This window comes from Streptomyces sp. V4I8, assembly GCF_041261225.1.
Classification (GTDB): domain Bacteria; phylum Actinomycetota; class Actinomycetes; order Streptomycetales; family Streptomycetaceae; genus Streptomyces.
Map to the genome: position 1 here is coordinate 1,541,769 of NZ_JBGCCN010000001.1, position 22,771 is coordinate 1,564,539.

The 22,771-nt window shown below is 71.9% G+C and carries 18 protein-coding genes and 1 pseudogene; 11 read left to right on the top strand and 8 right to left on the bottom strand.

Translation table 11 applies throughout. From position 1 onward, the window contains the following. Complete coding sequence (locus tag ABIE67_RS06955) at positions 1-783, top strand: pectate lyase (RefSeq protein ID WP_370255044.1); 783 nt, start codon at positions 1-3, stop codon at positions 781-783. A 120-nt stretch (positions 784-903) separates the two neighbouring features. Here ABIE67_RS06955 and ABIE67_RS06960 read toward each other — a convergent pair whose 3' ends face one another. Beyond that, positions 904-1,686, bottom strand: a complete 783-nt coding sequence (locus tag ABIE67_RS06960; protein WP_370255046.1) for a PaaX family transcriptional regulator C-terminal domain-containing protein — start codon at positions 1,684-1,686, stop codon at positions 904-906. Between the two features lie 80 nt (positions 1,687-1,766). Here ABIE67_RS06960 and ABIE67_RS06965 point away from each other — a divergent pair, with 80 nt between their 5' ends. After that, positions 1,767-3,482, top strand: coding sequence for an acyl-CoA dehydrogenase family protein (locus ABIE67_RS06965; RefSeq protein ID WP_370255048.1), 1,716 nt, complete (start codon positions 1,767-1,769; stop codon positions 3,480-3,482). Between the two features lie 244 nt (positions 3,483-3,726). On the opposite strand, the gene ABIE67_RS06970 is transcribed toward ABIE67_RS06965, so the two are convergent. Further along, on the bottom strand, positions 3,727-4,314 hold the full coding sequence (locus tag ABIE67_RS06970) for a hypothetical protein (RefSeq protein ID WP_370255050.1): 588 nt from the start codon (positions 4,312-4,314) through the stop codon (positions 3,727-3,729). 275 nt (positions 4,315-4,589) lie between these two features. On the opposite strand from ABIE67_RS06970, the gene ABIE67_RS06975 reads away from it, so the two are divergent. Then, positions 4,590-5,675 (top strand): WD40/YVTN/BNR-like repeat-containing protein, encoded by a 1,086-nt coding sequence (locus ABIE67_RS06975; RefSeq protein ID WP_370255052.1) that lies wholly within the window; start codon positions 4,590-4,592, stop codon positions 5,673-5,675. Positions 5,676-5,755: 80 nt separating this feature from the next. On the opposite strand, the gene ABIE67_RS06980 is transcribed toward ABIE67_RS06975, so the two are convergent. The 3 genes from ABIE67_RS06980 to ABIE67_RS06990 form a co-directional block, all read right to left on the bottom strand. Further along, entirely contained in the window at positions 5,756-7,810 is a 2,055-nt protein-coding gene (locus tag ABIE67_RS06980) for a propionyl-CoA synthetase (RefSeq protein WP_370255054.1), read from the bottom strand. Beyond that, on the bottom strand, positions 7,807-8,589 hold the full coding sequence (locus ABIE67_RS06985; RefSeq protein ID WP_370255058.1) for a phosphotransferase enzyme family protein: 783 nt from the start codon (positions 8,587-8,589) through the stop codon (positions 7,807-7,809). Before ABIE67_RS06985 ends, ABIE67_RS06980 begins: the two co-directional genes overlap by 4 nt. Before the next feature lie 67 nt (positions 8,590-8,656). Next, entirely contained in the window at positions 8,657-9,334 is a 678-nt protein-coding gene (locus ABIE67_RS06990) for a uracil-DNA glycosylase (RefSeq protein ID WP_370255060.1), read from the bottom strand. 311 nt (positions 9,335-9,645) lie between these two features. Between ABIE67_RS06990 and ABIE67_RS06995 the strand changes: the two genes are divergently transcribed. Beyond that, complete coding sequence (locus ABIE67_RS06995) at positions 9,646-10,623, top strand: N-acetylglucosamine kinase (RefSeq protein ID WP_370255062.1); 978 nt, start codon at positions 9,646-9,648, stop codon at positions 10,621-10,623. Between the two features lie 120 nt (positions 10,624-10,743). Then, positions 10,744-11,667: a sirohydrochlorin chelatase gene (locus tag ABIE67_RS07000; protein ID WP_370255064.1), complete on the top strand. Its 924-nt coding sequence runs from the start codon at positions 10,744-10,746 to the stop codon at positions 11,665-11,667. A gap of 98 nt (positions 11,668-11,765) precedes the next feature. Here the strand turns inward: ABIE67_RS07000 and ABIE67_RS07005 are convergent, their stop codons facing one another. Further along, positions 11,766-12,818 carry a lactonase family protein gene (locus ABIE67_RS07005; RefSeq protein ID WP_370255066.1) on the bottom strand — a complete coding sequence of 351 codons (1,053 nt, stop codon included), beginning with the start codon at positions 12,816-12,818 and terminating at the stop codon, positions 11,766-11,768. A 173-nt stretch (positions 12,819-12,991) separates the two neighbouring features. Here ABIE67_RS07005 and ABIE67_RS07010 point away from each other — a divergent pair, with 173 nt between their 5' ends. Beyond that, a complete protein-coding gene (locus ABIE67_RS07010) occupies positions 12,992-13,207 on the top strand; it encodes a hypothetical protein (RefSeq protein WP_370255069.1) in 216 nt (71 codons plus the stop codon). Positions 13,208-13,272: 65 nt separating this feature from the next. Here ABIE67_RS07010 and ABIE67_RS07015 read toward each other — a convergent pair whose 3' ends face one another. Continuing rightward, a complete protein-coding gene (locus tag ABIE67_RS07015; protein ID WP_370255071.1) occupies positions 13,273-14,763 on the bottom strand; it encodes an FUSC family protein in 1,491 nt (496 codons plus the stop codon). Between the two features lie 202 nt (positions 14,764-14,965). Here ABIE67_RS07015 and ABIE67_RS07020 point away from each other — a divergent pair, with 202 nt between their 5' ends. From ABIE67_RS07020 to ABIE67_RS07030, 3 genes are all read left to right on the top strand, one after another. Then, positions 14,966-15,445, top strand: coding sequence for an Lrp/AsnC family transcriptional regulator (locus ABIE67_RS07020; protein WP_370255073.1), 480 nt, complete (start codon positions 14,966-14,968; stop codon positions 15,443-15,445). Positions 15,446-15,464: 19 nt separating this feature from the next. Then, complete coding sequence (locus tag ABIE67_RS07025; RefSeq protein WP_370255075.1) at positions 15,465-16,151, top strand: HAD family hydrolase; 687 nt, start codon at positions 15,465-15,467, stop codon at positions 16,149-16,151. A 189-nt stretch (positions 16,152-16,340) separates the two neighbouring features. Further along, entirely contained in the window at positions 16,341-19,166 is a 2,826-nt protein-coding gene (locus ABIE67_RS07030; RefSeq protein WP_370255077.1) for a beta-L-arabinofuranosidase domain-containing protein, read from the top strand. An 8-nt stretch (positions 19,167-19,174) separates the two neighbouring features. Here ABIE67_RS07030 and ABIE67_RS07035 read toward each other — a convergent pair whose 3' ends face one another. Next, positions 19,175-19,972, bottom strand: a complete 798-nt coding sequence (locus tag ABIE67_RS07035) for a LysR family substrate-binding domain-containing protein (RefSeq protein WP_370255079.1) — start codon at positions 19,970-19,972, stop codon at positions 19,175-19,177. Positions 19,973-20,030: 58 nt separating this feature from the next. Here ABIE67_RS07035 and ABIE67_RS07040 point away from each other — a divergent pair, with 58 nt between their 5' ends. Beyond that, positions 20,031-20,423 carry a DUF5997 family protein gene (locus ABIE67_RS07040; RefSeq protein WP_370255081.1) on the top strand — a complete coding sequence of 131 codons (393 nt, stop codon included), beginning with the start codon at positions 20,031-20,033 and terminating at the stop codon, positions 20,421-20,423. Positions 20,424-20,564: 141 nt separating this feature from the next. After that, a pseudogene (locus tag ABIE67_RS07045) lies at positions 20,565-22,729 on the top strand (TerD family protein). Positions 22,730-22,771 lie beyond the last annotated feature (42 nt).

The following is a 22,771-nucleotide window of genomic DNA, read 5'->3' on the forward strand; positions in this document are numbered from 1 at the left end:
ATGACTTCACCAGCAAAGCCCCGCGCCCGCCGGCGCGCACTGACCGGCGCCCTGACCGCACTCGGCCTCTCATCTGTCATGATCACGACAGTCGGCGCACCGCCGGCGAGCGCCGCCACCTGGCCCACGCCCAGCAGCAGCCAGCCGGTGAGCTCCACGATCAACGTGTCCGGTGTCCGGGACGGCGGCATGGTCCGCTACTACGGCAGCGGCGACCTGGCCGGTGACGGCCAGGAGGAGGGCCAGGACCCGATCTTCAAGCTCGCGGCCGGCGCGACACTGAAGAACGTCATCATCGGCGCACCCGGCGCCGACGGCATCCACTGCGAGGGCAACTGCACGCTGCAGAACGTGTGGTGGGAGGACGTCGGCGAGGACGCGGCCACCTTCCGGGGCGGCTCCACCTACACGGTGACGGGCGGGGGCGCCAGGAAGGCCGCGGACAAGGTCTTCCAGCACAACGGACCCGGGACGCTGAACATCTCCAACTTCGCGGTCAGCGAGTTCAAGACGCTGTACCGCTCGTGCGGCGACTGCTCCACGCAGTACACGCGCAAGGTCAACCTCAGCAACATCGAGGTGACCGGCACCGGGTCCACGGCTCGCCTCGTCGGCATCAACGTCAACCGCAACGACGTGGCGACACTGCGCGGCATCACGATCCTCAACGACGCCGGCCGCAAGGTCATCCCGTGCCAGAAGTACAACAACAACACCGCGGTGGGTACGGGGCCGGACAGCACCAACTGCCTGTACTCCGCGTCGGACATCACCTACAGGTAGGCCTGGCCCACATGTAGGTACCGCACATAGGCAGGTCCCGCACACAGGTAGTCCCCCCACGGGGAGGGCGGCCGTGCGGAGCGACGCAACACGGCGCTTCGTACGGCCGCCTCGCGCGCGTCACGCGCGCGTGTGCCCCGCAGCCGTCTCCCGGTCGTCACGCACGCGTGCGTCCTCGGCCAACTCCCGCCGGTAGTCCGCGTACGCGGCCCGCAACCGGGTGCCCGGCCAGTCGGGCGGGAGGAGTTCGGGCGGCAGCACAGGGTCGGCGAGCAGGTGCCGTACGACGGCCGCGAAAGCGGTGAAGCGGTCGGACGGTCGCCGGGCGTGGGTGACGTGGGTGAGCAGGGCGCGCCCCGTGCCGGCCCATGTGTCCAGCGGCCACAGGCTCGCGGCCAGCTCGCGCGCGGGGCGGTCGGGGCGGGCCGTGCAGCGCTCGGCGACCTGGCCGAGGTCGTCCGGCAGGGAGCGGAGCAGATTGGCCGGGCGCAGCCAGACGCCCTCCCTGAGTTCGGCGAGCCGGAGCCGGGTCAGCTCGGTGCGCAGTTCCGCGCGTTCGGCCGCGCCGCGGCCCGTGGCCGTGACCACGACCATCTCCCACGCGCCGTCCCAGGGCAGGGTCTCGGGGTGGACGGCGTCGTCCTGCCACCGCTGGCGTTCCAGCAGCCGGTCGCTGAGCCCGTAGACCGTGTCCGCGCGCCGCAGGTCGCCGGCCGCCACCATCCGGCTGAGCGCGGCACGCAGGGTGGATCCCGCGATCCCGAACGGCTCCACGCTGCGCACCAGGTCCTTGACCGGCAGCTCGGGCGGGTGCAGGCCGAGCAGCAGGCTCAGGACGACCGACCGGGCGGAGAGCGGGCGCAGCTCCACCTCGTCGGCCTGCGGGGACGCGTTGTTCGGCATGGCCACGACTGTACGGGGCGGGTGAGGATGAACGTATTGCAGGATTGCTACAGCCGCAGCAGCAGTGCAACACTGGCGGCATGGTCTCGATACCCGCCCAGGAGCAGTCCGCAGCCGCGCTGGAGCAGCCCGGAGCAACGCAGGGGCTGTCCGGGCAGTACGCCACCCACGACGTCACCAACCAGCCCCCTCCCCTGGCCCCGTACGACGCGTCCGAGGACTCGGCTCTGCTCGAAGGGCTGCGCCGCGAGGGGGCCGGGTGGGCCGAGGAGGACATCCGGCGGCTCGGCCTGCGGGCGGGGAGCGTCGAGGCGCAGGAGTGGGGCGAGCTGGCCAACCGGCACGAGCCCGAGCTGCGTACGCACGACCGGTACGGCCGTCGCGTCGACGAGGTCGAGTTCCACCCGAGCTGGCACCACCTGATGCGGGTCGCGGTCGCCGAAGGGCTGGCGGGGGCGCCCTGGGCGGACGAGCGACCCGGAGCGCATGTCGCCCGGACCGCGGGCGGACTGGTGTGGGGGCACACCGAGGCCGGGCACGGCTGCCCGACGTCGATGACGTACGCCGCCGTACCCGTGCTGCGCCGGCAGCCCGAGCTCGCGAAGGTCTACGAACCCCTGCTGACCAGCCGGGAGTACGACCCGGAGCTGCGCGTGCCGACCGAGAAGCCGGGTCTGCTGGCGGGCATGGGGATGACCGAGAAGCAGGGCGGCTCCGACGTCCGTACGAACACCACCGCGGCGACGCCGACCGCCGAGCCCGGCGTGTACACGCTGCGCGGGCACAAGTGGTTCACGTCGGCCCCGATGTGCGACGTCTTCCTGGTGCTGGCGCAGGCACCCGGCGGTCTGTCCTGCTTCCTCGTGCCGCGTGTCCTGCCCGACGGCAGCCGCAACACGTTCCGCATCCAGCGCCTGAAGGACAAGCTGGGCAACCGTTCCAACGCGTCCTCCGAGCCCGAGTTCGACGGGACCGTCGCCTGGCTGGTGGGGCCGGAGGGGCGGGGCGTCAAGACGATCATCGAGATGGTCAACTGCACCCGGCTGGACTGCGTGATGTCGTCGGCGACGCTGATGCGCAAGACGCTCGTCGAGGCGGGGCACCATGTGCGCCACCGCAGCGCGTTCGGCGCCCGGCTGATCGACCAGCCGCTGATGCGCAACGTCCTGGCCGACCTGGCGTTGGAGTCCGAGGCCGCCACGACGCTCACGCTACGGCTGGCCGGCGCGGCCGACCGGGCGGTGCGCGGGGACGACGCGGACGGGGCGGAGACGGCGTTCCGCCGGATCGCCACCGCCGTCGGCAAGTACTGGGTCACCAAGCGGGGCCCGGCCTTCACCGCGGAGGCCCTGGAGTGCCTGGGCGGCAACGGCTACGTCGAGGAATCGGGCATGCCCCGCCACTACCGCGAGGCGCCGCTGCTGTCGATCTGGGAGGGCTCGGGGAACGTCAACGCCCTCGACGTGCTGCGGGCGTTGAGCAGGGAGCCGGGCACGGCGGAGGCGCTCTTCGCCGAACTCGCCCTGGCGCAAGGGGCGGACGCCCGTCTGGACGCGGCCGTCACCCGCCTCAAGGGCCTGCTTGCGGCCGGTTCCGAGGCCGGCGCCCGCCGCCTGGTCGAGCAGATGGCCCTGACCCTCCAGGCCTCCCTGCTGGTCCGCCACTCCCCCGCAGCGATCGCCGACGCCTTCTGCGCGACCCGGCTGCGCGGCGACTGGGGGCACGCGTTCGGGACGCTGCCGGATGCCGCCGATGTGGACGGGATTTTGGGGCGGGCGTTGTTGGGTGGGGGGTGAGGTGGGCTCGCACCATCACGGTGGGCGCCGGACTGCTCAGCGACACCCGCCGCGCTGACCCGCCGGGCCTACCCCGCTTCGCGGGCGCGGCGGGGGTTCGTTGGGGCCGATCGGCGCGACGCCGACCTCGTCGGCGCGGATGCAGGGCCGGCACCGCGCCACCGAAGCCGAAGCGGAAGCCAGAGCCGGACCCGGCCCCGAACACGGGCGCCCACCAATTGCCCCGCGCGCCCCCGTTCAGCCGTCACCCCGTCGTCCGCCCACCCCACAACGGCCCGAACCGTGCCCACTCGTAGCCCCACTGGTCGATACGGCGGCTCTCCAGTCGGCTGCGGAGGGCGCGCCCTGCGACGAACGGTACGCAGGCGGCGCAGACGCCCGCGAGGCCGCCGACCAGCGTGGCCCGGGTGTGGGCCTCGGAGGGGGTGGCGGGCTCGGTCACCAGGCGGCCCCGCGGGTCCGTCCAGACGGGGACCGGCGTACCGACGCCGCTGCCGGGCCGGACGCGGGCCTGACCGGTGTGCGGAGATCCGTCCCGCGCGCTCCAGCGGACCTTCGCCCACACGTACGCGCTGCTCGACGTGCTGACGCGGGAGTCGGTCGTGCCCGGCGCCTGCTCGGTGAGCAGGGCCACCACGGGCCGCCACTCGACGCGCTCGCGGGCCATGCCCTGCTCCACCGTGCCGGCCGTCGTGAGGCCGGCGAGCACTCCGGCGAGGACGGTGACCGCCCAAACAGCGAGCAGTACCCACGCCTCCACCGCGTCGGCCCGGCGCTTGAGCGGATTGCGCCGCCACCGCCACAGCCACACCTTCGGACCACGGAACGCCATCGAAGGCTTCCTCCTCATGAGCGCACGAACAAGCCGGACCCACCGCTCTCCCATACGGCCGACGGCAGGCGGATGCTCACGGCACCTACCGGGATCGACCGTGGCACGGGTCACGCGGCCCGCGCGGACGTCTTCGCGAAAGCGCCCCGCAGCCTGCGGTGGCGAGCTATCCTCGCCGCCCTGACCTGCGACTCAAGCCTTTCCAGAGGTGACTGTCAGTGCCGAGGTGCAGACTGGCCGGTACCTGAGACAAAGACGTCGCGGAGGTGATCGGCATGACCGAGGTACTGCTCGCCGTGGGGACCCGCAAGGGCCTGTTCATCGGGCGGAGGCGAGGTGACGCCTGGGAGTTCGACGAGAGCCCCTACTTCAACGCCCAGGCCGTGTACTCGGTCGCCATCGACACCCGGAGCGAGCGTCCGCGGCTGCTGGCGGGCGGGGACAGCGCGCACTGGGGCCCCTCCGTGTTCCACTCCGACGACCTGGGCCGCACCTGGACCGAACCGGCTCAGCCGGCCGTGAAGTTCCCGAAGGACACGGGGGCTTCCCTGGAGCGGGTGTGGCAACTGCATCCCGCGGCGGCGGAGCCGGACGTGGTGTACGCGGGCACGGAACCGGCGGCGCTGTACCGCTCGGAGGACCGCGGCGAGACCTTCGACCTCGTCCGGCCGCTCTGGGAGCACCCGACCAGGTCGAAGTGGGTGCCGGGCGGCGGCGGTGAGGGGCTGCACACCGTGATCACCGACAAGCGTGACCCGCGGGCGGTGACGGTCGCCGTCTCGACCGCCGGCGTGTTCAGGACGGCCGACGGAGGTGCGAGCTGGGAGCCGTCCAACTCCGGTGTCTCCGCGGTGTTCCTGCCGGACCCGAACCCGGAGTTCGGCCAGTGCGTGCACAAGATCGCGCAGGACGCGACGACCGCGGACCGCCTCTATCTCCAGAACCACTGGGGCGTGTACCGCAGCGACGACGCGGGCGCGCACTGGACGGACATCGGCGAAGGCCTGCCGTCCACCTTCGGCTTCGCGGCCGCGGCGCATCCCCACCGCGCCGAGACGGCGTACGTGTTCCCGATCAACGCCGACTCGGACCGCGTCCCGGCCGACCACCGCTGTCGCGTCTTCCGTACGGCGGACGCGGGCAAGAGCTGGGAGCCGCTGTCAGCGGGACTGCCGCAGGAGGACCACTACGGCACGGTGCTGCGCGACGCGATGTGCACGGACGACGCGGATCCGGCGGGCGTGTACTTCGGCAACCGCAACGGCGAGGTGTTCGCCTCGGCCGACGACGGCGACAGCTGGCAGCAGCTGGCGTCGCATCTGCCGGACGTGCTGTGTGTCAGAGCAGCGGTGGTCGGATGAGTCGTGGGGGCTCACGGGCCTGCATTGCCACTGGCCCGGCGGCGTAGGTCGGCCGCCGCCGGGCAGGGGCGCGTGTGGCCTCAGTCGCGTCGCAGGACGGGGCGGAGGGCGTCGAGAACACCTGCGTCGTCGATGGTCGCCGGGATGTGTCCCTCGGCGCCGTCGGCGATTTCCCGCATGGTCCTGCGGAGGATCTTGCCGGATCGGGTCTTGGGCAGGGCCGGCACCACCGCGACGTCCTTGAGCGCGGCGACCGCGCCGACGCGGGAGCGGACGAGCGCCACGAGCTCGTCGGCGACCACGGAGTCGTCGACGTGCCGGCCTGCTTTGAGCACGACGAACCCGCGGGGGATCTGCCCCTTGAGCGGGTCGGCCACGCCGATGACGGCGCACTCGGCGACGGCGGGGTGGGCGGCGAGGGCTTCCTCCATCGCCCCGGTCGAGAGCCGGTGACCGGCGACGTTGATGACGTCATCGGTGCGGCCCATGACGAACACGTAGCCGTCGTCGTCGACATGGCCGCCGTCACCCGTGACGTAGTGACCGGGGTAGTGGGAAAGGTATGAGGCGACGTAGCGCTCGTCGTCCTTCCACAGCGTGGTCAGCGCACCCGGTGGCAGCGGCAGTTTCAGCAGGATGGTGCCGTCGGCGCCGGGCGCGGCGGACCGGCCTTCGGCGTCCACCACGGTGATGTTCCAGCCGGGGACGGCGACGGTCGCGGAGCCGGGTTTGACGGGCAGAGGCTCGAGTCCCATGGGGTTCGCCGCGACGGGCCAGCCGGTCTCGGTCTGCCACCAGTGGTCGACGACCGGGACGGCGAGCCGGTCCTGGGCCCAGCGGAGCGTGTCCGGGTCCAGCCGCTCACCTGCCAGGAAGACGTAGCGCAGGCTCGAGATGTCGTGGTCGGCGATGAACGAGCCTTCCGGGTCGTCCCTCTTGACGGCCCGGAAGGACGTGGGAGCGGTGAAGAGCGCCTTCACCCGGTTCTCGGCGATGACGCGCCAGAGCTGCCCGGCGTCCGGTGTGCCGACGGGCTTTCCTTCGTAGAGGACGGTCGTGGCACCGGCGAGCAGAGGCCCGTACACGATGTAGGAATGGCCCACGACCCACCCGACGTCCGAGGCGCTGAACATCACCTCGCCGGGCCCGACGTCGTACACGTTGCGCATGGACCAGGTGAGGGCGACGGCATGTCCGCCGTTGTCGCGGACGACACCCTTGGGCTTTCCGGTCGTGCCGGAGGTGTAGAGGATGTACAGCGGGTCGGTGGCGGCCACCGGGACACAGGGGACGGGTTCGGCCGCGGCGATGGCGTCCGACCAGTCGAGGTCCTGGGCGGTCAGTGTGGCGACGGCCTCGGGGCGTTGCAGGACGACACAGCGGTGGGGCCGGTGCTGGGCGAGTTCGAGGGCGCGCTCCAGGAGAGGCTTGTACTCGATGACGCGCCGGCCCTCGATTCCGCAGGAGGCCGTGATCACGACTTTGGGGGTGGCGTCATCGATCCGGATCGCCAGTTCGTGCGGGGCGAAGCCGCCGAAGACGACCGAGTGGACGGCGCCGATCCGGGCGCAGGCGAGCATGGCGATCGCGGCCTGGGGCACCATGGGCATGTAGATCACCACCCGGTCGCCCTTGCCGACGCCGAGTGAAGCCAGGACACCGGCGAACCGCGAGACCTGGTCGAGGAGTTGCGCGTAGGTGTAGGTCGCCTTGGACCGGGTGACCGGACTGTCGTAGACGAGTGCGGCGCGCTCGCCGTGGCCTGCTTCGACGTGGCGGTCCAGGGCGTTGTGGCAGGTGTTGAGCTGTCCGTCGGGGTACCACCGGTAGAAGGGCGCGGCGCTGTCGTCCAGGACGCGGCTGGGCGGGCGGTACCAGTCGATCGCTGTCGCGGCATCGCGCCAGAATTCCTCGGGCTTGTCGATGCTGGCACGGTATGTCTCGTCGTAGCGGCTCATGCTGTTCCGATCCCTCGCGACGGCTCTGTCACAAGCTTCTGGCCATGAGGAGGTGGCGGATAAACGGATCCGGGCCCCGGTGTGGCGGGTGTCTCGGGTGCTCCTGATAGGGCCAGTGTGCACAGGTCGGCTGCTTGGGGTGCGGAGGCGATCAGCCCTGTCGCGGATGCGGCTCACCCGGCGAGAAGAGCCCGTTCCCACTGGTCTTCGCGTTGTTCGATGTACTCGGCGTCGTCGCGCCAGGCGGCGCCGTGGCCCTGCGCCCAGAGTGCCGTCCACGGCTGGTTGCCTCGGGCCGCCTGGTCACGCAGGAAGTCATGCATGGCGCGGGTACGGCGGCCCAGCAAGGGCACCAGGTCGCGCCGCTCGGCCTCGTCGAGCCCGTAAGCATCGGCGAAGATCCTCAGGCGGTCATCGGCATCGGAACGTTGCCAGTGGGGATGCGCGGACAGCGGAACGAAGCCGTGGATCGCGTAGGCGACGTCCCACAGCCGGGAACCGGGGCCGGCCGTGTCCCAGTCGATGAAGGCCCACGCGTCGTCTCCGTCGGCCACGAGGTTCCAGGGCGCCAGGTCCTGATGGGCGATGATGTCCGCGCCCTCGGCGGGGATGAGCACCTGCCAGTGGGCGTCGGGCGGCGGCGTGAAATCCTTCACGGCATCGTGGAAGTCCTTGATCAGACGCGCCACGCGAGCCAACCCCGGCGAGGTCTCCAGCAGCGCGAATCGGTCAGGCCAGACCACCTCACCCGTCATGAACGTCAGCACCTCCCGGCCCTGCTCGTCGATGCCGAGAGGGCGAGGAGCCGCCACGAAGCCCACCTCGTGGAGATGGGTGAGCAGTGCGTGCACGGCCGGGGTCCAGGGCCCCGCCGGGCGGCGGACGGTGTCGCCGACGCGGACAACGCCGGCGCTGACGTTCCCGCCGGACAGCGGCTCTTCTTCGTCGTGTCGCACGTTGGCAGTCTGCCTGACCGGCCCTTGCCGCTCACCCCTATTACGGAGGAGATCCGGGGTGCGTGACTTACGGCAGTCGCCAGTCCACCGGCTGGGCGCCCTGCCGCAGCAGCAGGTCGTTGGCCCGGCTGAACGGTCGCGAGCCGAAGAAGCCCCGGTCCGCCGACATCGGGGAGGGGTGCGCGGACTCGATCGCCGGCAGGTCCCCCAGCAACGGCCGCAGATTACGCGCGTCACGCCCCCACAGGATCGACACGAGCGGCTTACCGCGCGCGGCCAACGCCCGAATCGCCTGCTCGGTCACCTCTTCCCACCCCTTGCCCCGGTGCGCGGCCGGCTGGCGCGGGGCCGTCGTCAGCGCCCTGTTGAGCAGCAGCACACCCTGCTGCGTCCACGGCGTCAGATCGCCGTTCGAGGGCCTGGGCAGCCCGAGGTCGGTGTGCATCTCCCGGAAGATGTTCTCCAGACTTCCCGGCAACGAGCGCACCTCGGGCGAGACCGCGAAACTCAGCCCGATCGCCATACCCGGCGTGGGGTAGGGGTCCTGACCCACGATCAGGACACGGACGTCGTCGAAGGGCTGCTGGAAGGCCCGCAGGACATTCGCCCCGGACGGAAGGTAGGTCCGGCCCGCCGCTATCTCGGCCCGGAGGAAGTCCCCCATGGCGGCGATGCGTTCGGTCACGGGGTCGAGAGCCTTCGCCCAGCCGGCTTCTACAAGTTCATGCAAGGGTCGTGGTGCCACGGCGCGTCACTCTACTGGCACACACAGGCGCCCCGCATATACAGGGAAGGCTTCACACAGGGGCCGTCCCTCAGGCGCTACCCTTCGTCCTCGTCGAGATCTTCGGGCGGGTCGAGCCGACCCCGCAGCCGGTCACCAGTCACCCGTCACCGGTCTCCGGTCACCGGGAAGGAGGGGAGCTTGTCCCGTCCAGTGGTCGAACCGCTCCGCCATGACCATCCTCCTCGCCGCCATGGTCACCATGCGTCGGTGGAGTCCGCGCGTCCCTCCACCACCAGGCAGGGTGGGCAGCCGGTGGGCCGGCGACTGCCGTGACCGGCGACTCCGGGTTCCTCGCTGTCGACTCCGGGGGGTCCGGGATGCGGGTCGTCGTCGGAACCGTCGGCCGCGGTGGTCTGGCGCGGCGGGAGTCCCGTGAGCCCGTGCGTACCAGTGATCGGGGTATCGACCCCGGTCATTTGATGGAGCAACTGGTGCCCATGGTGCGGGCGTCGGCGGCCGAGGCCGGTGTCGTCCGGCTGGGTGCGGCCGCGGTCGGGGCCGCCGGGATGGCCAGCCTGGGGGATGCCCTGCGGGCCGAGCTGCCGGGCGCGCTGGGTCGGGAGTTCGGCATCGGGCACGTCGCCCTCGCCGCCGATGCCGTCACTGCTTATGTGGGCGCCCTCGGGGCCCGGCCCGGTGCCGTGGTCGCCGCCGGTACGGGACTGATCGCGATCGGCACCGACCTGACGCGCTGGCGCCGGGCGGACGGGTGGGGGCATCTGCTCGGCGACTGTGGCAGCGGTGCCTGGATCGGACGGGCCGGGCTGGAGGCGGCACTGCGGGCGTACGACGGGCGGCCGGGCGGTTCGGCCGGGCTGCTGGAGCGGGCCGAAGAGCTGTTCGGCCCGGTGCGGGGGCTGCCCGGGCAGCTCTATCCGCGCCCGGACCGTCCCGCCGTCCTCGCCTCCTTCGCTCCGCACGTGGCGGCCTGCTCGGACAACGACCCGGTGGCCGCGGACATCCTGCGGGCCGCCGCATGGCACATGGCCGACTCCGCGGCCGCCGTCTGCCCCGCGACCGGGGAGCCCCAAGTCGCGCTCACCGGAGGCCTGTCCAAGATGGGCGCCCCCCTTCTCGTACCTCTGGAGGAGGAGTTCGCGAAGCGGCTGCCGCAGGCACGGCAGGTATCCGCCGCCGGGGATCCGTTGCAGGGAGCCGTGCGCATCGCGACCGATCTGGCGACGGACGGGCTCACTCTGCCGAGTGATGAGGCGATGCTCTGCGTGGTGAGCGGAAAGGGGTACTGATCCACCTACGCCGCCCGGTTCCGCACTGCAGGTAACTCAATCAGACAAAAGCGGACGGATACCGCTCACCTGCACCCTCCCCGAACAGGGGAGCCCAGGAAGCCAGTAACATGCGTCGCCATGAGCTCCCCCACTGGGCCCGCGTCCGGCCTGCCAGTACGAATGCCGCGACCTCGTCAGCCCGGGCGGCACCGCCGACCCGAGCCCCTGGCGGCTCCCGAGGGCGCGCCCGCGCTCGTACTCGCGGTGCCGGGCACGCCGAGCGCCGCCACGCGTGGCCTCGCCGAGGAGGTCGTGAGCATCGCCCGCTCCGAGCTCCCCGGTCTCGACGCCCGGATCGGGTACGTCGACGGTGATGACGTGGAGTTCCCCACCCTGCAGTCGGTGCTCGTGCACGCGGCCGAGGAGCGCACCGCCCGCTATGAGCAGGCGATCGCCGCCGGGGTGGAGGTCAAGGAGCCGGAGGGCCCCGTCGCCGTCGTCGTGCCGCTGCTCGCCGGCCCGGACAACGCGCTGCTGCGCGTCATCCGCCAGGCCGTGATGGACAGCCGCGTCGCGGCCGATCTGACCGATGTCCTCGGCCCGCACCCGCTGCTCGCCGAGGCGCTGCACGTGCGCCTGTCGGAGGCCGGTCTGGCCCGCGCCGACCGTGCCCGGCTGTTCACCGTGGCCACGGCCGCGGACGGCATCATCCTCGCCTCGGTGGGCGGCGAGGAGGCCGTGCAGGCGGCCGGGATCACCGGCATGCTGCTCGCCGCGCGCCTGGCGGTGCCGGTGATGGCGGCGGCCCTGGACCAGGACGGCTCGATCTCGGCCGTGGCCGATCAGCTGCGCTCCTCCGGCTCGCAGCAGCTGGCGCTGGCGCCGTACCTGATAGGGCCGGAGATCGACCCGAGCCTGGTCGCGCAGGCCGCTCAGGAGGCGGGCTGCTCCGCCGCCGAGGCGCTCGGCCCGTACCCGGCGATCGGCAAGCTCGCCCTGTCGAAGTACACGACGGCGCTGGGCATCGCCCCGCAGCAGCCGCAGGGCACTCCGGTCCGCTGACGCGCACGTCAGCCGTAACGCCTGACGCGCAGCTCACAGCCGTAACGCCGAAGGGCCCCTCCTCAGCCTCAGCCGGGAGCGGGCCCTTCGGCATGTGGTCAGGCCCCGTCGGCCGCCGGGCCGATGACTACGCAGGACGCCGCGGGCACCTCGATCGAGCCCTCGTAGCGCGGGAGTCCCGTGTCCGGGTCCACGGCGAACCAGGAGACGTCCCCCGAGCGCTCGTTGGCGACGTAGAGGAGCCCGCCCGCCTCGGTGAGCGCGCGCGGCCAGTGTCCGGCGCAGGTCACCGTCCCGGTCAGCCGCAGTTCCTCGCCCTCGACCGCGAACGTCGACAGCACGTCCTCGCCGCGCGTCGCGGTCCACACGAAGCGGCCGTCGGGCGAGGCGACGATCCCCGACGGATAGGCGTCGCCCGCCGGCGCACCCGCCAGTACCGGCACCTCCGCCAGCGGCTTCAGTGTGCCGTCGTCGGTGTCCCAGTGGCAGACGGTGACGGTGGGTGTGAGTTCGTTGACGACGTAGGCGTATGGGCGGTGCGGGTGGAAGGCCAGGTGGCGGGGTCCCGAGCCCGGCCGCAGGGCGATCTCCCGGTGGACGTCGAGGGTGCCGTCGGTCAGCGTGCACACCCGCAGCGAGTCGGTGCCCAGGTCGACGCTGACCGCCCAGCGGCCGCTCGGGTCGGGCTGCACCTGGTGGGCGTGCGGGCCCTGCTGGCGTGGTGTGTGCGGGCCCGAGCCGGTGTGTTGGAGGACGGCGGACGGGGCGGACGCGAGGGTGCCGTCGGGGCGGACGGGCACGGCGGTGACGCTGCCGGAGCCGTAGTTGGCGGTCAGGAGATGGCCCGCGAACAGGGTGAGGTGCGTGGGTCCGCCCGCGTCCACCGGCACGGGCGGTCCGATGAGCTCCGGCTTGTCCCCGGTCACGCGGTACGCGGCCACCGCGCCCTCGGCCGTCTCACTGACCGCGTAGAGGGTGCCGCCGCCGGGCTCGAGAGCCAGATACGCGGGGTCGGGCACGTCGGCCGCGCCTCCCAGGACGGTCAGCGCGCCGTTGTCCGCGGCCACGGACGCCGCCACGATCCCAGGGCCGCCGGCCGCCGTGAACGACCCGATGTAGGCCCGCTCTGCCCGCCTGTCACCGTCTGCCACCGCTGTCCCCTTTCAGTCGGGTGCCGTTCGGGGTGACGGTAGCAGCGGATCATGATCGGTCTAGACCAAGGGCGGGCAGTCGTCGGCGTGTACGGCACATCCCGCCCCGATCGCGGGGCGCCCTGGCCTCGGGATGATGTACGCAGGCGGGGCGCCGATCCACTGTCTCGTGGGTGCCGTCGAAGACCGGCGTGGCGCGCTGCCCGAGATCGGCGGCACGATCCTTCGGCGGGTCGCCCCGGGCGCACGGCGGCGGCACGGAGGAGCACGTACGGCGCCGAGCCGTGCCGCTCGGGGATCCGCGGGCCGCTCCCGCGCGGCTCGCGGGCTGGTGGGGCCGACGGGTGCGCGGCTACCCGGTGTACGGGATGATCCAGCGTATGGGCTGATCCACCCTCCAGGTGGCCGATACAAGCGACCGGGCGGCCACGAGAGCGGTTCTGACCTGTGGGCGTCAGGCGCCGACCAGCGGCGACCCGGACGGCGCGCGCAGGGGCGTGGCGAGTTCCACGAGAGCCTGCTCCAGACCGTGCAGATGGGCCAGCGCGGGATCCGACTCCGTCGGGCGCGCGGTGGGCGCGGTGACGTCCGCGCCGCCGGTGAGCGCTTCGACCGCGGCCTCGACACGCCAGCACGCGGCGGCCAGCCGGGCGTCGTGCGAGGCCACGGGGTCGGCGGCGACGGCGACGAGGCCGCGGGTCTCCCTGGCGCAGTCGTCGAGCAGGGCCAGGACGTGACGGGCGCGGCGCTTGCGGGCCGGCATCGGGTTCAGCGGGTGCACCAGCGGGGCGACCGCGAGCCGTACCCGGCCCAGCAGCTGTTCCAGTTCGGCCACCCGCGAGGCCGGGTCGGCGCTCTCGTCCCCGGCGAGGCGTGCGGCGGCCTCGGCGGTGGCCGCGTGGACGCAGCGCAGGGCCCGCTGGATCCAGGCGTCGGTGACGGTGTGGGTGGTGACGGGCAGCAAGAACAGCACGGCCAGCACGGCGCCGAGCGCCCCGACGCCGGTCTCGGCGAGCCGAAGTGCCAGCAGGGCGGGATCGAGGACGCCCAGGAGGCCGTAGAGGAGTTCGGCGAGCACCGTGACGCAGAGCATCATCCAGGTGTAGGAGACGGCGGCCGTGTAGAAGATGCCGAAGACGCAGACGGTGAGGAGCACGGCCGTGGGGGCCGCCGCGCCGTGCAGCGGGACGGCGACGAGCAGACCGAGGCCGATGCCGATCACCGTGCCGAGGACCCGGCGGAAGCCTCGGACCAGGGTCTCCCCGCGCGAGGTGGTGTTGACGAAGATCCACCAGGTCGCGCCGACGGCCCAGTACCAGCGCTGTCCGGAGACGAGCTGGCCCACGACGAGGGCGAATCCCGCGCCGGCCGTGGCCTGGATCGCCTGGCGCGTGGTCACGCGGGCCAGTCCGCTGCCGCCCGGCGGTGCGGGTACGGGTGCCGGGGGCAGGCGGCGTTCGTAGCACCACAGCCCGAAGCGGACCGCCGACGCGGTGAGCAGGGACAGCAGTACGGCGGCGTAGAGCTCGGGGAGCTGCCCCGGCGTCGCGTGCAGGAACTGCGCCACGAAGAAGGTCATGAACGCGAACACGCCGAGGCTGTGCCCGCGCGGCCCCCAGCGGCGGGCGTACACGCCGGCGCCGACGACGGCGAGGAAGGCGAGGTCGCGGGCGACCGGATGGTCGTGCAGCTCGGCCGCCGCCGCGAGGACGGGGAGGCCGGCGAGCGGCAGCAGCGCGGTGGTGACCGCCTGCCCGCGGACCGTGGCGTCGGTGACGGTGAACAGGGCGAGCAGCGCGGCGAGCCCGCCGGTGACGGCACCGACGAGGGAGTGTCCGGCCAGTCCGCAGACGACGGCCGCGAGCCCGATGCCGAGGACGGCCCGCACGGCGAAGCGCAGCCGCGCCCGGCCCGGGTCCGGCGCCACGAACACCCTCTTCAGCACTGTTTCCGCCCCTTCGTACCGGCATGAAAAAGGCGCCGCGGGGTCCGCAGCGCCATCGACGGGTTCATTGCAGCATCAAGAGGCAACCTGGCTCAAGTGCCGCCTAGAATGCTGAGCCATTGGCACAGACATAGCGACCTTCGGACGTCCACCGGCGAGCCAACGGACCAGGACGGACGAGGGGCGAAGGAGGCCGGACGGCATGGCCGTGGACGAGCTCGACACCCGCATCCTGCGGCTGCTGCTGGAGCAGCCCCGCACCAGCGTGCGCGAATACGCCCGCGTCCTCGGCGTCGCGCGCGGGACGCTGCAGGCCCGGCTCGACCGGCTGGAGCGGGACGGTGTGATCACCGGCACGGGGCCGGCGCTCTCGGCCGCCGCCCTCGGCCATCCGGTGCTGGCGTTCGTGCACATCGAGGTCACCCAGGGCCATCTCGACGACGTGGGCGACGAGCTGGCCGCCGTACCGGAGATCGTCGAGGCCTTCTCGATCACGGGCGGCGGGGACCTGCTGACCCGGGTGGTGGCCCGTGACAACGCCCACCTGGAGGACGTGATCCAGAAGCTGATCAGCCTGCCGGGTGTGGTCCGCACCCGCACCGAGGTGGCCCTGCGGGAGCGCGTGCCGCACCGGCTGCTGCCGCTGGTGGAGTCGATCGGGCGGGCGGCGGCCCGGAAATGACCTTTGACATCCTGGGGCCATGAGCGGTCTCGGCAACACCTCGGTCATCTTCGATCTCGACGGAACGCTCGTGGACAGCGAGCCCAACTACTACGAGGCCGGGCGCCGGCTCCTCGCCGAGCACGGGGTCCCCGACTTCACCTGGGCGGACCACGAGCGGTACGTTGGCATCAGCACGCTGGAGACCGTCACGCTCTGGAAGCGGGAGTACGGCCTTCGGGCCTCCGTCGAGGAGTTGCTCGCCGCAAAGAACCGCCACTATCTGGACCTCGCCCGCAGGGCCACGCGCGCGTACCCCGAGATGCGCAAGTTCGTGGAGCTGCTGGCGACCGAGGGCGTCCCGATGGCCGTGGCCTCGGGGTCGTCGCCGACGGCCATCACGGCGATCCTGGCCGGCACGGGCCTGGACGCCCATCTGCGTACCGTCGTCTCGGCCGACGAGGTCGAGCGCGGCAAGCCCGCTCCCGACGTCTTCCTGGAGGCGGCCCGCCGACTGGGCGTCACCCCCGGCGACTGCGTGGTCATGGAAGACGCGGCCCCCGGTGCCGCCGCAGCGCACGCGGCCGGCATGCGCTGCGTCGCGATCCCGTACGTGGCCGCCCAGGCCGATGCCCCGGAGTTCGCGACGGCCGGACTGCTGCTGCGGGGCGGCCAGGGAGAGTTCACGGCCAGGGCGGCCTACGACTGGCTGTGCCGGACGACATAGCGCCCCCTCGGTCGACCCCGTCGGTCGACGGGCCGAACGAGCGGAGCCCCCACCGGAATTGAGTGGAATCAAAACACTCCAGACCCGTTGACCCTCGCCCGCGCCCTCCTTATCGTCTGGTCGACTGTTCGCACGCCGTTCGCAATACCGAACATAACCGAGCATGCGACCCCCCACGTGGAGGCACCCATGGCACCGCCGCCCCTCTCCAGAAGATCCCTTCTCCAGGCCGCCGCCCTCGCCGCGGCGACCCCCGCGATCGGCTACACGGCAACCGGCCGGGCCTCGGCCGCCGTTCAGGAGGCGCAGGCCGTGACCGCCACCCCCGCCGCCTGGACCGTCCAGCCCTTCGCCCTCGACGACGTGGCCCTCAGGCCCGGACTCTTCGCCGACAAGCGGCAGTTGATGCTCGACCACGCCCGCGGCTATGACGTCAACCGGCTGCTGCAGGTCTTCCGCGCCAACGCCGGGCTCTCGACCGGCGGTGCGGTCGCGCCCGGCGGCTGGGAGGGGCTGGACGGTGAGGCGAACGGCAATCTGCGCGGGCACTACACCGGGCACTTCCTGACCATGCTGTCCCAGGCCTATGCCGGCACCGGCGAGCAGGTGTTCATCGACAAGATCCGCACCATGGTCGGGGCGCTGACCGAGGTGCGCGCGGCGCTGCGCAAGGATCCCGCCGTGCTGAGCGTGAACGGGAAGTTCGGTACCGCCGCCGAGAACGTCCGCGGGTCGTACCAGTACGTCGACCTCCCCGCCGCCGTCCTCGGGGGCGCCTCGGCGATCACCCTGTCCGCCTGGGTGAAGCCCACCCACGGCGCCAACTGGACGCGGGTCTTCGACTTCGGGAACAACAACACCCGGTACCTGTACCTGGCCGCCCGCAACGCCGCCGGTGTGCCGCGCTTCGCCCTCACGACCAACGGGCCGGGCGGCGAGCAGGGCATCGACGGCACCGCCGCGCTGCCCCTCAATCAGTGGAGCCACCTCGCGGTCACGATCGCGGGCGGCACCGGCACGCTCTACGTCAACGGCACCGCCGTGGCCCGCAACACGGCGATGACCCTCACCCCGGCCGCCCTCGGCACCCTCACCAACAACTGGCTCGGCCGCTCCAACTTCGCCACCGACCCCGTCTTCGCGGGCGCCTACGACGAGTTCAACGTCTGGTCGCGCGCCCTGACCGCCGCCGAGATCACGGACCTCCAGAGCCGCCGGGCCGCCGACGCCTCCGCCGGCCGCGGCAACCTGGCGTCGTACGCCTTCGACGAGACCGCGGGCGGCACCTTCGCGGACGCCTCCGGCCGCGGCCTCACCGCGACCCTGCGCCGGACGTGGGGCGGGCCCAGTCACCCCGGGTTCCTGGCGGCGTACCCGGAGACGCAGTTCATCGACCTGGAGTCGAGGACGGCCAGCGACTACACGAAGGTCTGGGCGCCGTACTACACCGCGCACAAGATCCTCAGGGGGGTGCTGGACGCCTACCTCACCACGGAGGACGCCCGGGCCCTCGATCTCGCGTCCGGCATGTGCGACTGGATGTACGCGCGGCTGTCCAAGCTGCCCGAGGCCACCCTCCAGCGGATGTGGGGGCTGTTCTCCAGCGGCGAGTTCGGCGGCATCGTCGAGGCGATCTGCGATCTGCACGCGATCACCGGCAAGGCCGAACACCTCGCGCTGGCCCAGCTGTTCGACCTGGACCGGCTCATCGACAACTCCGCCGCGAACACCGACATCCTCGACGGACTGCACGCCAACCAGCACATACCGATCTTCACCGGCTACCTACGGCTGTACGACGCGACCGGCGAGGCCCGCTACCTGGACGCCGCCCGGAACTTCTGGGGGATGGTCGTGCCGCACCGCATGTACGGCATCGGCGGCACCAGCACCGCCGAGTTCTGGAAGGCGCGGGACGTGATCGCGGGCACGATCAGCGACACGACCGCCGAGACGTGCTGTGCGTACAACATGCTGAAGCTGAGCCGGACGCTGTTCTTCCACGAGCAGCAGCCGAAGTACATGGACTACTACGAGCGGGCCCTGTACAACCAGGTCCTCGGCTCCAAGCAGGACAAGGCGGACGCCGAGAAACCGCTGGTCACGTACTTCATCGGGCTGACGCCGGGCCATGTGCGCGACTACACGCCCAAGCAGGGCACCACCTGCTGCGAGGGCACCGGCATGGAGAGCGCCACCAAGTACCAGGACTCGGTCTACTTCAAGGCAGCCGACGGCAGCGCGCTGTACGTCAATCTGTACAGCCCGTCCCAACTGACCTGGTCCGAAAAGGGTGTGACGGTCACTCAGGCGACCTCCTTCCCCCGGGAGCAGGGCACCACGCTCACCATCGGCGGGGGCAGCGCGGCCTTCGCCCTGCGGCTGCGGGTGCCGTCGTGGGCGACCGCCGGGTTCCGGGTGACGGTCAACGGCAGCGTGGTGAGCGGCACTCCGACGCCGGGGAGCTACTTCACCGTGTCGCGGACGTGGCGCAGCGGGGACACCGTGCGTATCTCCATGCCGTTCCGGCTGCGCGTGGAGAAGGCGATCGACGACGCGTCGCTGCAGACCCTGTTCTACGGTCCGGTCAATCTCGTCGGCCGCAACTCCGCCACGAGCCACCTGCAGCTCGGCCTGTACCGCAACGCCGGCCTCTCCGGCGACCTGCTGCCCTCGCTCGCCCCGGTGAGCGGCAAGCCGCTGCACTACACCCTCGCGGGCACGGAGTTCGCCCCCTTCTTCGAGGGCACCGAGGACCCGACCCACGCCTACTTCAAGCGTTCCGAACCCCGGGTGATCTTCGGCAACTCCGACTCCGGCGTCACGAACCCCGCGAAGTCCGACGGCACCACGCTGCTGGACGAGATCTGGGCCGGGGCCCCCTTCGCCAACAAGGGTGCGCTGGTCACGCGCGTGCGGTCCACCGTGAACGCGTGGGTCACCGCGGGGCGGCTGAGCCAGGCCGACGGGCAGACGGTCGTGCGTACGGCGGAGCAGGCGACGTACGCCCCCTGAGCAGTCGCCTAGGACCGGCGGCGGGGCTTCCCTCGCTTGGCGCCCCCCTTGGTGCCCTTGGTGCCCTTGCTCCCGCCCGAGCCACCGGAGCCACCACGGTGGCTCCGGCCGGTTCCGGCTTGCTTCCCCGAGCCGCGGCCGGCTTCGGGGTGCTTGCGCCTGGGCTGCTCCTTGGCTGCCGGGGCCTGGGACGTCGTACGCCCCCGGGTGCTGTTCGGCGTGCGGCCGCGGACGACGCCGATGAAGTCCTCGACCAGGTCGGTGGTCGCGTCCTCCGGCCAGGACAGGGCGATGCTCGACTGGGGGGCGTCCACGAGCGTCCGGTAGGTGAGGTCCTTGCGGTGGTGGAGACGGGCCAGCGACTGGGGTACGACGAGCAGGCCGACATTCGCCGCGACGAGCTCGACGGCGTCCGCGGTGGTGGCGGGACGCTCGAAGGCGGGCTGCCCCGGCGGCCGCTCCCAGTCGAGGACGTCGTCGAGGGGGTGGAAGACGACCTCGTCGGCGAGGTCCTCGACGGTCACCTCGTCGACGGCCGCGATGACGTGGTCCTTGGGGACGACGACGACCGTGGCCTCGGTGTAGAGGGGGATGGCGCTGAAGACCGTACGGTCGACCGGCAGCCGTACGACACCGGCGTCGGCGTCACCGTCACGGAGCGCGCCGGGCGCCTCGGCCGCGGTCACCTGGTGGAGGGTGAGGGGGACGTCCGGGAAGCGCTCGGTCCAGATCCGCACCCACTTCGAGGGGGTCACTCCCGGGACGTACGCGAGCCTGAACGAGGGGGGTACTTCCGAGCCTGTCACCTGCCCAGGTTACCGGCCGTGGTCAGCGACGGTTCACCCAGTCGATACCCTTGAGACCATGACGTCGCACCAAAGCACCCAGACCATGAAGCCCGCGACCGCGGCCAAGAAGCTGGGTGTGTACCTTGAAGCCACCCCCGCCGAGTTCCAGGAGGGCGTGGTCACGCGCGCGGAGCTGAACGCGCTCCAGGCCGACCCGCCGCAGTGGCTGCGCGACCTGCGACGCGACGGCCCGCACCCCCGCCCAGTCGTCGCGCAGAAGCTGGGCGTCTCCATCGCGGGGCTGGCCCGGGGCGGTGTCACGGAGGCCCTCACCACCGAGCAGATCGAGGCGCTGAAGCAGGAGCAGCCCGAGTGGCTGCAGAAGGAGCGCGCGACCCAGGCCGAGGTCCGCAAGGAGGCGGCCCGCCTCAAGCAGCGGGACGCGGAGCGTGCGACAGAGGGCTCCTGACCTGGCTGTCCCTCCTGACCTGGCCGGTGCTCCTGACCTGGCTGTCCCTCCTGACCTGGCCGGTGCTCCTGACCTGGCCGTCGGCTCGATGACACAAAAATCCGCATGCGCCCGCTCGCGCTGCTCTGGGACCATCCCGGAATGGTCCACCGTCTCGAACCCCTGGTCATCCGGCACACCCACCGTCTCCCCTCCCCCGTGGGCCCCGCCGGGGAGGGCGCCGTCGCGGCCCGGCAGTTCGACGCCGCGCTCATGTCCGTGGGTTTCAAGCTCTCGGCGGAGCTGCTGGCGCGGCTGTCGGGCCTGTCCGAAGGCACGGTGGTCGACACCGCCACGCGGACGCTGGACACGGTCCGCGAGATGGTCGGCGACCATGTGCGGCACAACGTGTACTTCATCGACTTCCCGGCCAATGTGCCGGACACATACGACTTCTGGACGCGCTGCATCGCCGAGGCGCTCGCCGACGACGCGACACGCGCGAGCACGCTGGAGCAGCTGAGCGACGGTGTGGTGAACCTGCTCACCCTGCCGTCGTACGGCCGCTACCAGCACACGTACACGGAGATGCTCGGCCACCACGACGAGCTGATCGCCGCGGCGGGCGACCGTATGACCGTCCTGCACCTCGGCGGCGACGCGTACGCCGAAGTCACCGCCCTGTACCTGGCGTTGGCGGGCAGCGGCACGCCGCTCGGCGAGGAGGGCCTGCGGGATCTCGACCTGCTGGCCGAGAGGTGCGTGGACGGGCCGCAGCCCGAGCAGATCCGGTCCGGGAGAACCGTGCCGTGATCAACCGGGCCCGGCTGCGGGCCGGTTCGGAGCCGCTGCTGGACACGGTGACCGACGTACTGCGGCTGGCCTGCGCGCTGTCGGACGGTGATGTGACGCTGGTGGAGCCGACACGGTTCCGGGGGCTGTCCCGGCCGGTGCGCCGGGCTCTGCTGGCGGGACTCGACTCGGTCGTCGCGGCCGTGCCCGCCAAGCTCGCGGACGTCCACGCCCACCGCGAGGACTTCAAGCGGCTGGGCGAGCGGCTCCACCCGCACGAGTATCCGCAGTGGCCGCACGCCGCCGACGTCTTCGCGGTCGCCCGGGGTGAGAAGGAGGCGCGGTCCTTCGACAGCCTGGTCGAGGAGCTGCTCGGCATGCATGACGTCGACGGTGCGGTGAAGCTGCTCAGGTCCGCGCCGGGCAAGCTGTTCCGCGCCCTGGACCGGCTGCTGCGCATGGCCCTCACGCAGGAGGAGCGGGACGCGGTCGTGGCCGCCGCCGTGGACGTGGCCCCGCAGGTCGCCGGGCGGGTCGTGCTGTCGGTGCGGGAGCATCTGCACAACCGGGCGCGGGACACCGGCGAGCGCCGTGTCTTCGTCAACCAGGTCGGCCGCGCCTGGGTCACCGAGGACACCCGCCCGCCCGTACTGCCGGGTGAGCGGGGGCGTCTGATCGCCGCGTTCGACGCGGAGCTGCGGCGCAGGCTCCCGGCTGCGGGGCATCTGCTGATCGACCCGGACGTCCTCGATGTCGCGCTGCCGCTCAGCGGCAAGGCGACCGCGGCCGGCCTCGGTGTGCTGCCGCGCGGCTCGGTGTCGCCGGTCGACGGTGAGCTGCTGCGGTTCTTCGTGTACTGGAAGCAGAAGAGCCGCGACACCGACTACGACCTGTCGGCGCTGATGCTGGACGACGCCTTCCAGACCGTCTCCTGGCTGTCGTACACCAACCTCAGTGACGTCGAGGGCGAGCACTCCGGTGACATCACCGAAGCGCCGGAAGGAGCCTCGGAGTTCATCGATCTGCGGCTGGGCGCGGTGCGTGGCACGTTCGTCGTGCCCCAGGTCAACCTGTTCTCCGGGGAGGGCTTCGAGGACGTGGAGGAGTCGTTCTTCGGGTTCATGCTGCGCGAGGGCGAGCAGCAGGGGCGTCCGTTCGAGGCGCGTACCGTGCGGATGAAGTCGGAGCTGCGCGGTCCGGGCCGGGTGGCGCTGCCGCTGGCGTTCCGGCGCGGGGCCGACGGACGGTGGCGTGCCAAGTGGCTCCACCTGTACCTCAAGGGCGCCCCGGCGTCCAACCGGGTCGAGGGCAACCGCGTGTCGGTGGCGACGCTGCTGCGCGGCATCGTGGAGCGGGAGCAGCTGACGGTGCGCTATCTGACGGATCTGATGGATGCGACGGCTGTGACCCTGTGGGACGGCAAGGCGGTCCCCGAGGGTCCGGTCACCTACGTCGGTCTGCAGCGGCCCGAGGGGCTGCACCCGGAGTCGCGGATCCTCACGCCCGAAAACCTGCGCGACCTGATCCCTGCCTGACTGTTAATGTGAGGGCCGTGGCGAGGCCATGAAGGGGCTTCC

Coding starts and splice junctions, on each gene's coding strand:
- ABIE67_RS06970 (WP_370255050.1), bottom strand. CDS start 4,314: ATGGCGTTCCGTGGTCCGAAGGTGTGGCTGTGGCGGTGGCGGCGCAAT.
- ABIE67_RS07030 (WP_370255077.1), top strand. CDS start 16,341: ATGGCACCGCCGCCCCTCTCCAGAAGATCCCTTCTCCAGGCCGCCGCC.
- ABIE67_RS06975 (WP_370255052.1), top strand. CDS start 4,590: ATGACCGAGGTACTGCTCGCCGTGGGGACCCGCAAGGGCCTGTTCATC.
- ABIE67_RS06965 (WP_370255048.1), top strand. CDS start 1,767: ATGGTCTCGATACCCGCCCAGGAGCAGTCCGCAGCCGCGCTGGAGCAG.
- ABIE67_RS07000 (WP_370255064.1), top strand. CDS start 10,744: ATGAGCTCCCCCACTGGGCCCGCGTCCGGCCTGCCAGTACGAATGCCG.
- ABIE67_RS07040 (WP_370255081.1), top strand. CDS start 20,031: ATGACGTCGCACCAAAGCACCCAGACCATGAAGCCCGCGACCGCGGCC.
- ABIE67_RS07020 (WP_370255073.1), top strand. CDS start 14,966: ATGGCCGTGGACGAGCTCGACACCCGCATCCTGCGGCTGCTGCTGGAG.
- ABIE67_RS07025 (WP_370255075.1), top strand. CDS start 15,465: ATGAGCGGTCTCGGCAACACCTCGGTCATCTTCGATCTCGACGGAACG.
- ABIE67_RS06960 (WP_370255046.1), bottom strand. CDS start 1,686: ATGCCGAACAACGCGTCCCCGCAGGCCGACGAGGTGGAGCTGCGCCCG.
- ABIE67_RS06955 (WP_370255044.1), top strand. CDS start 1: ATGACTTCACCAGCAAAGCCCCGCGCCCGCCGGCGCGCACTGACCGGC.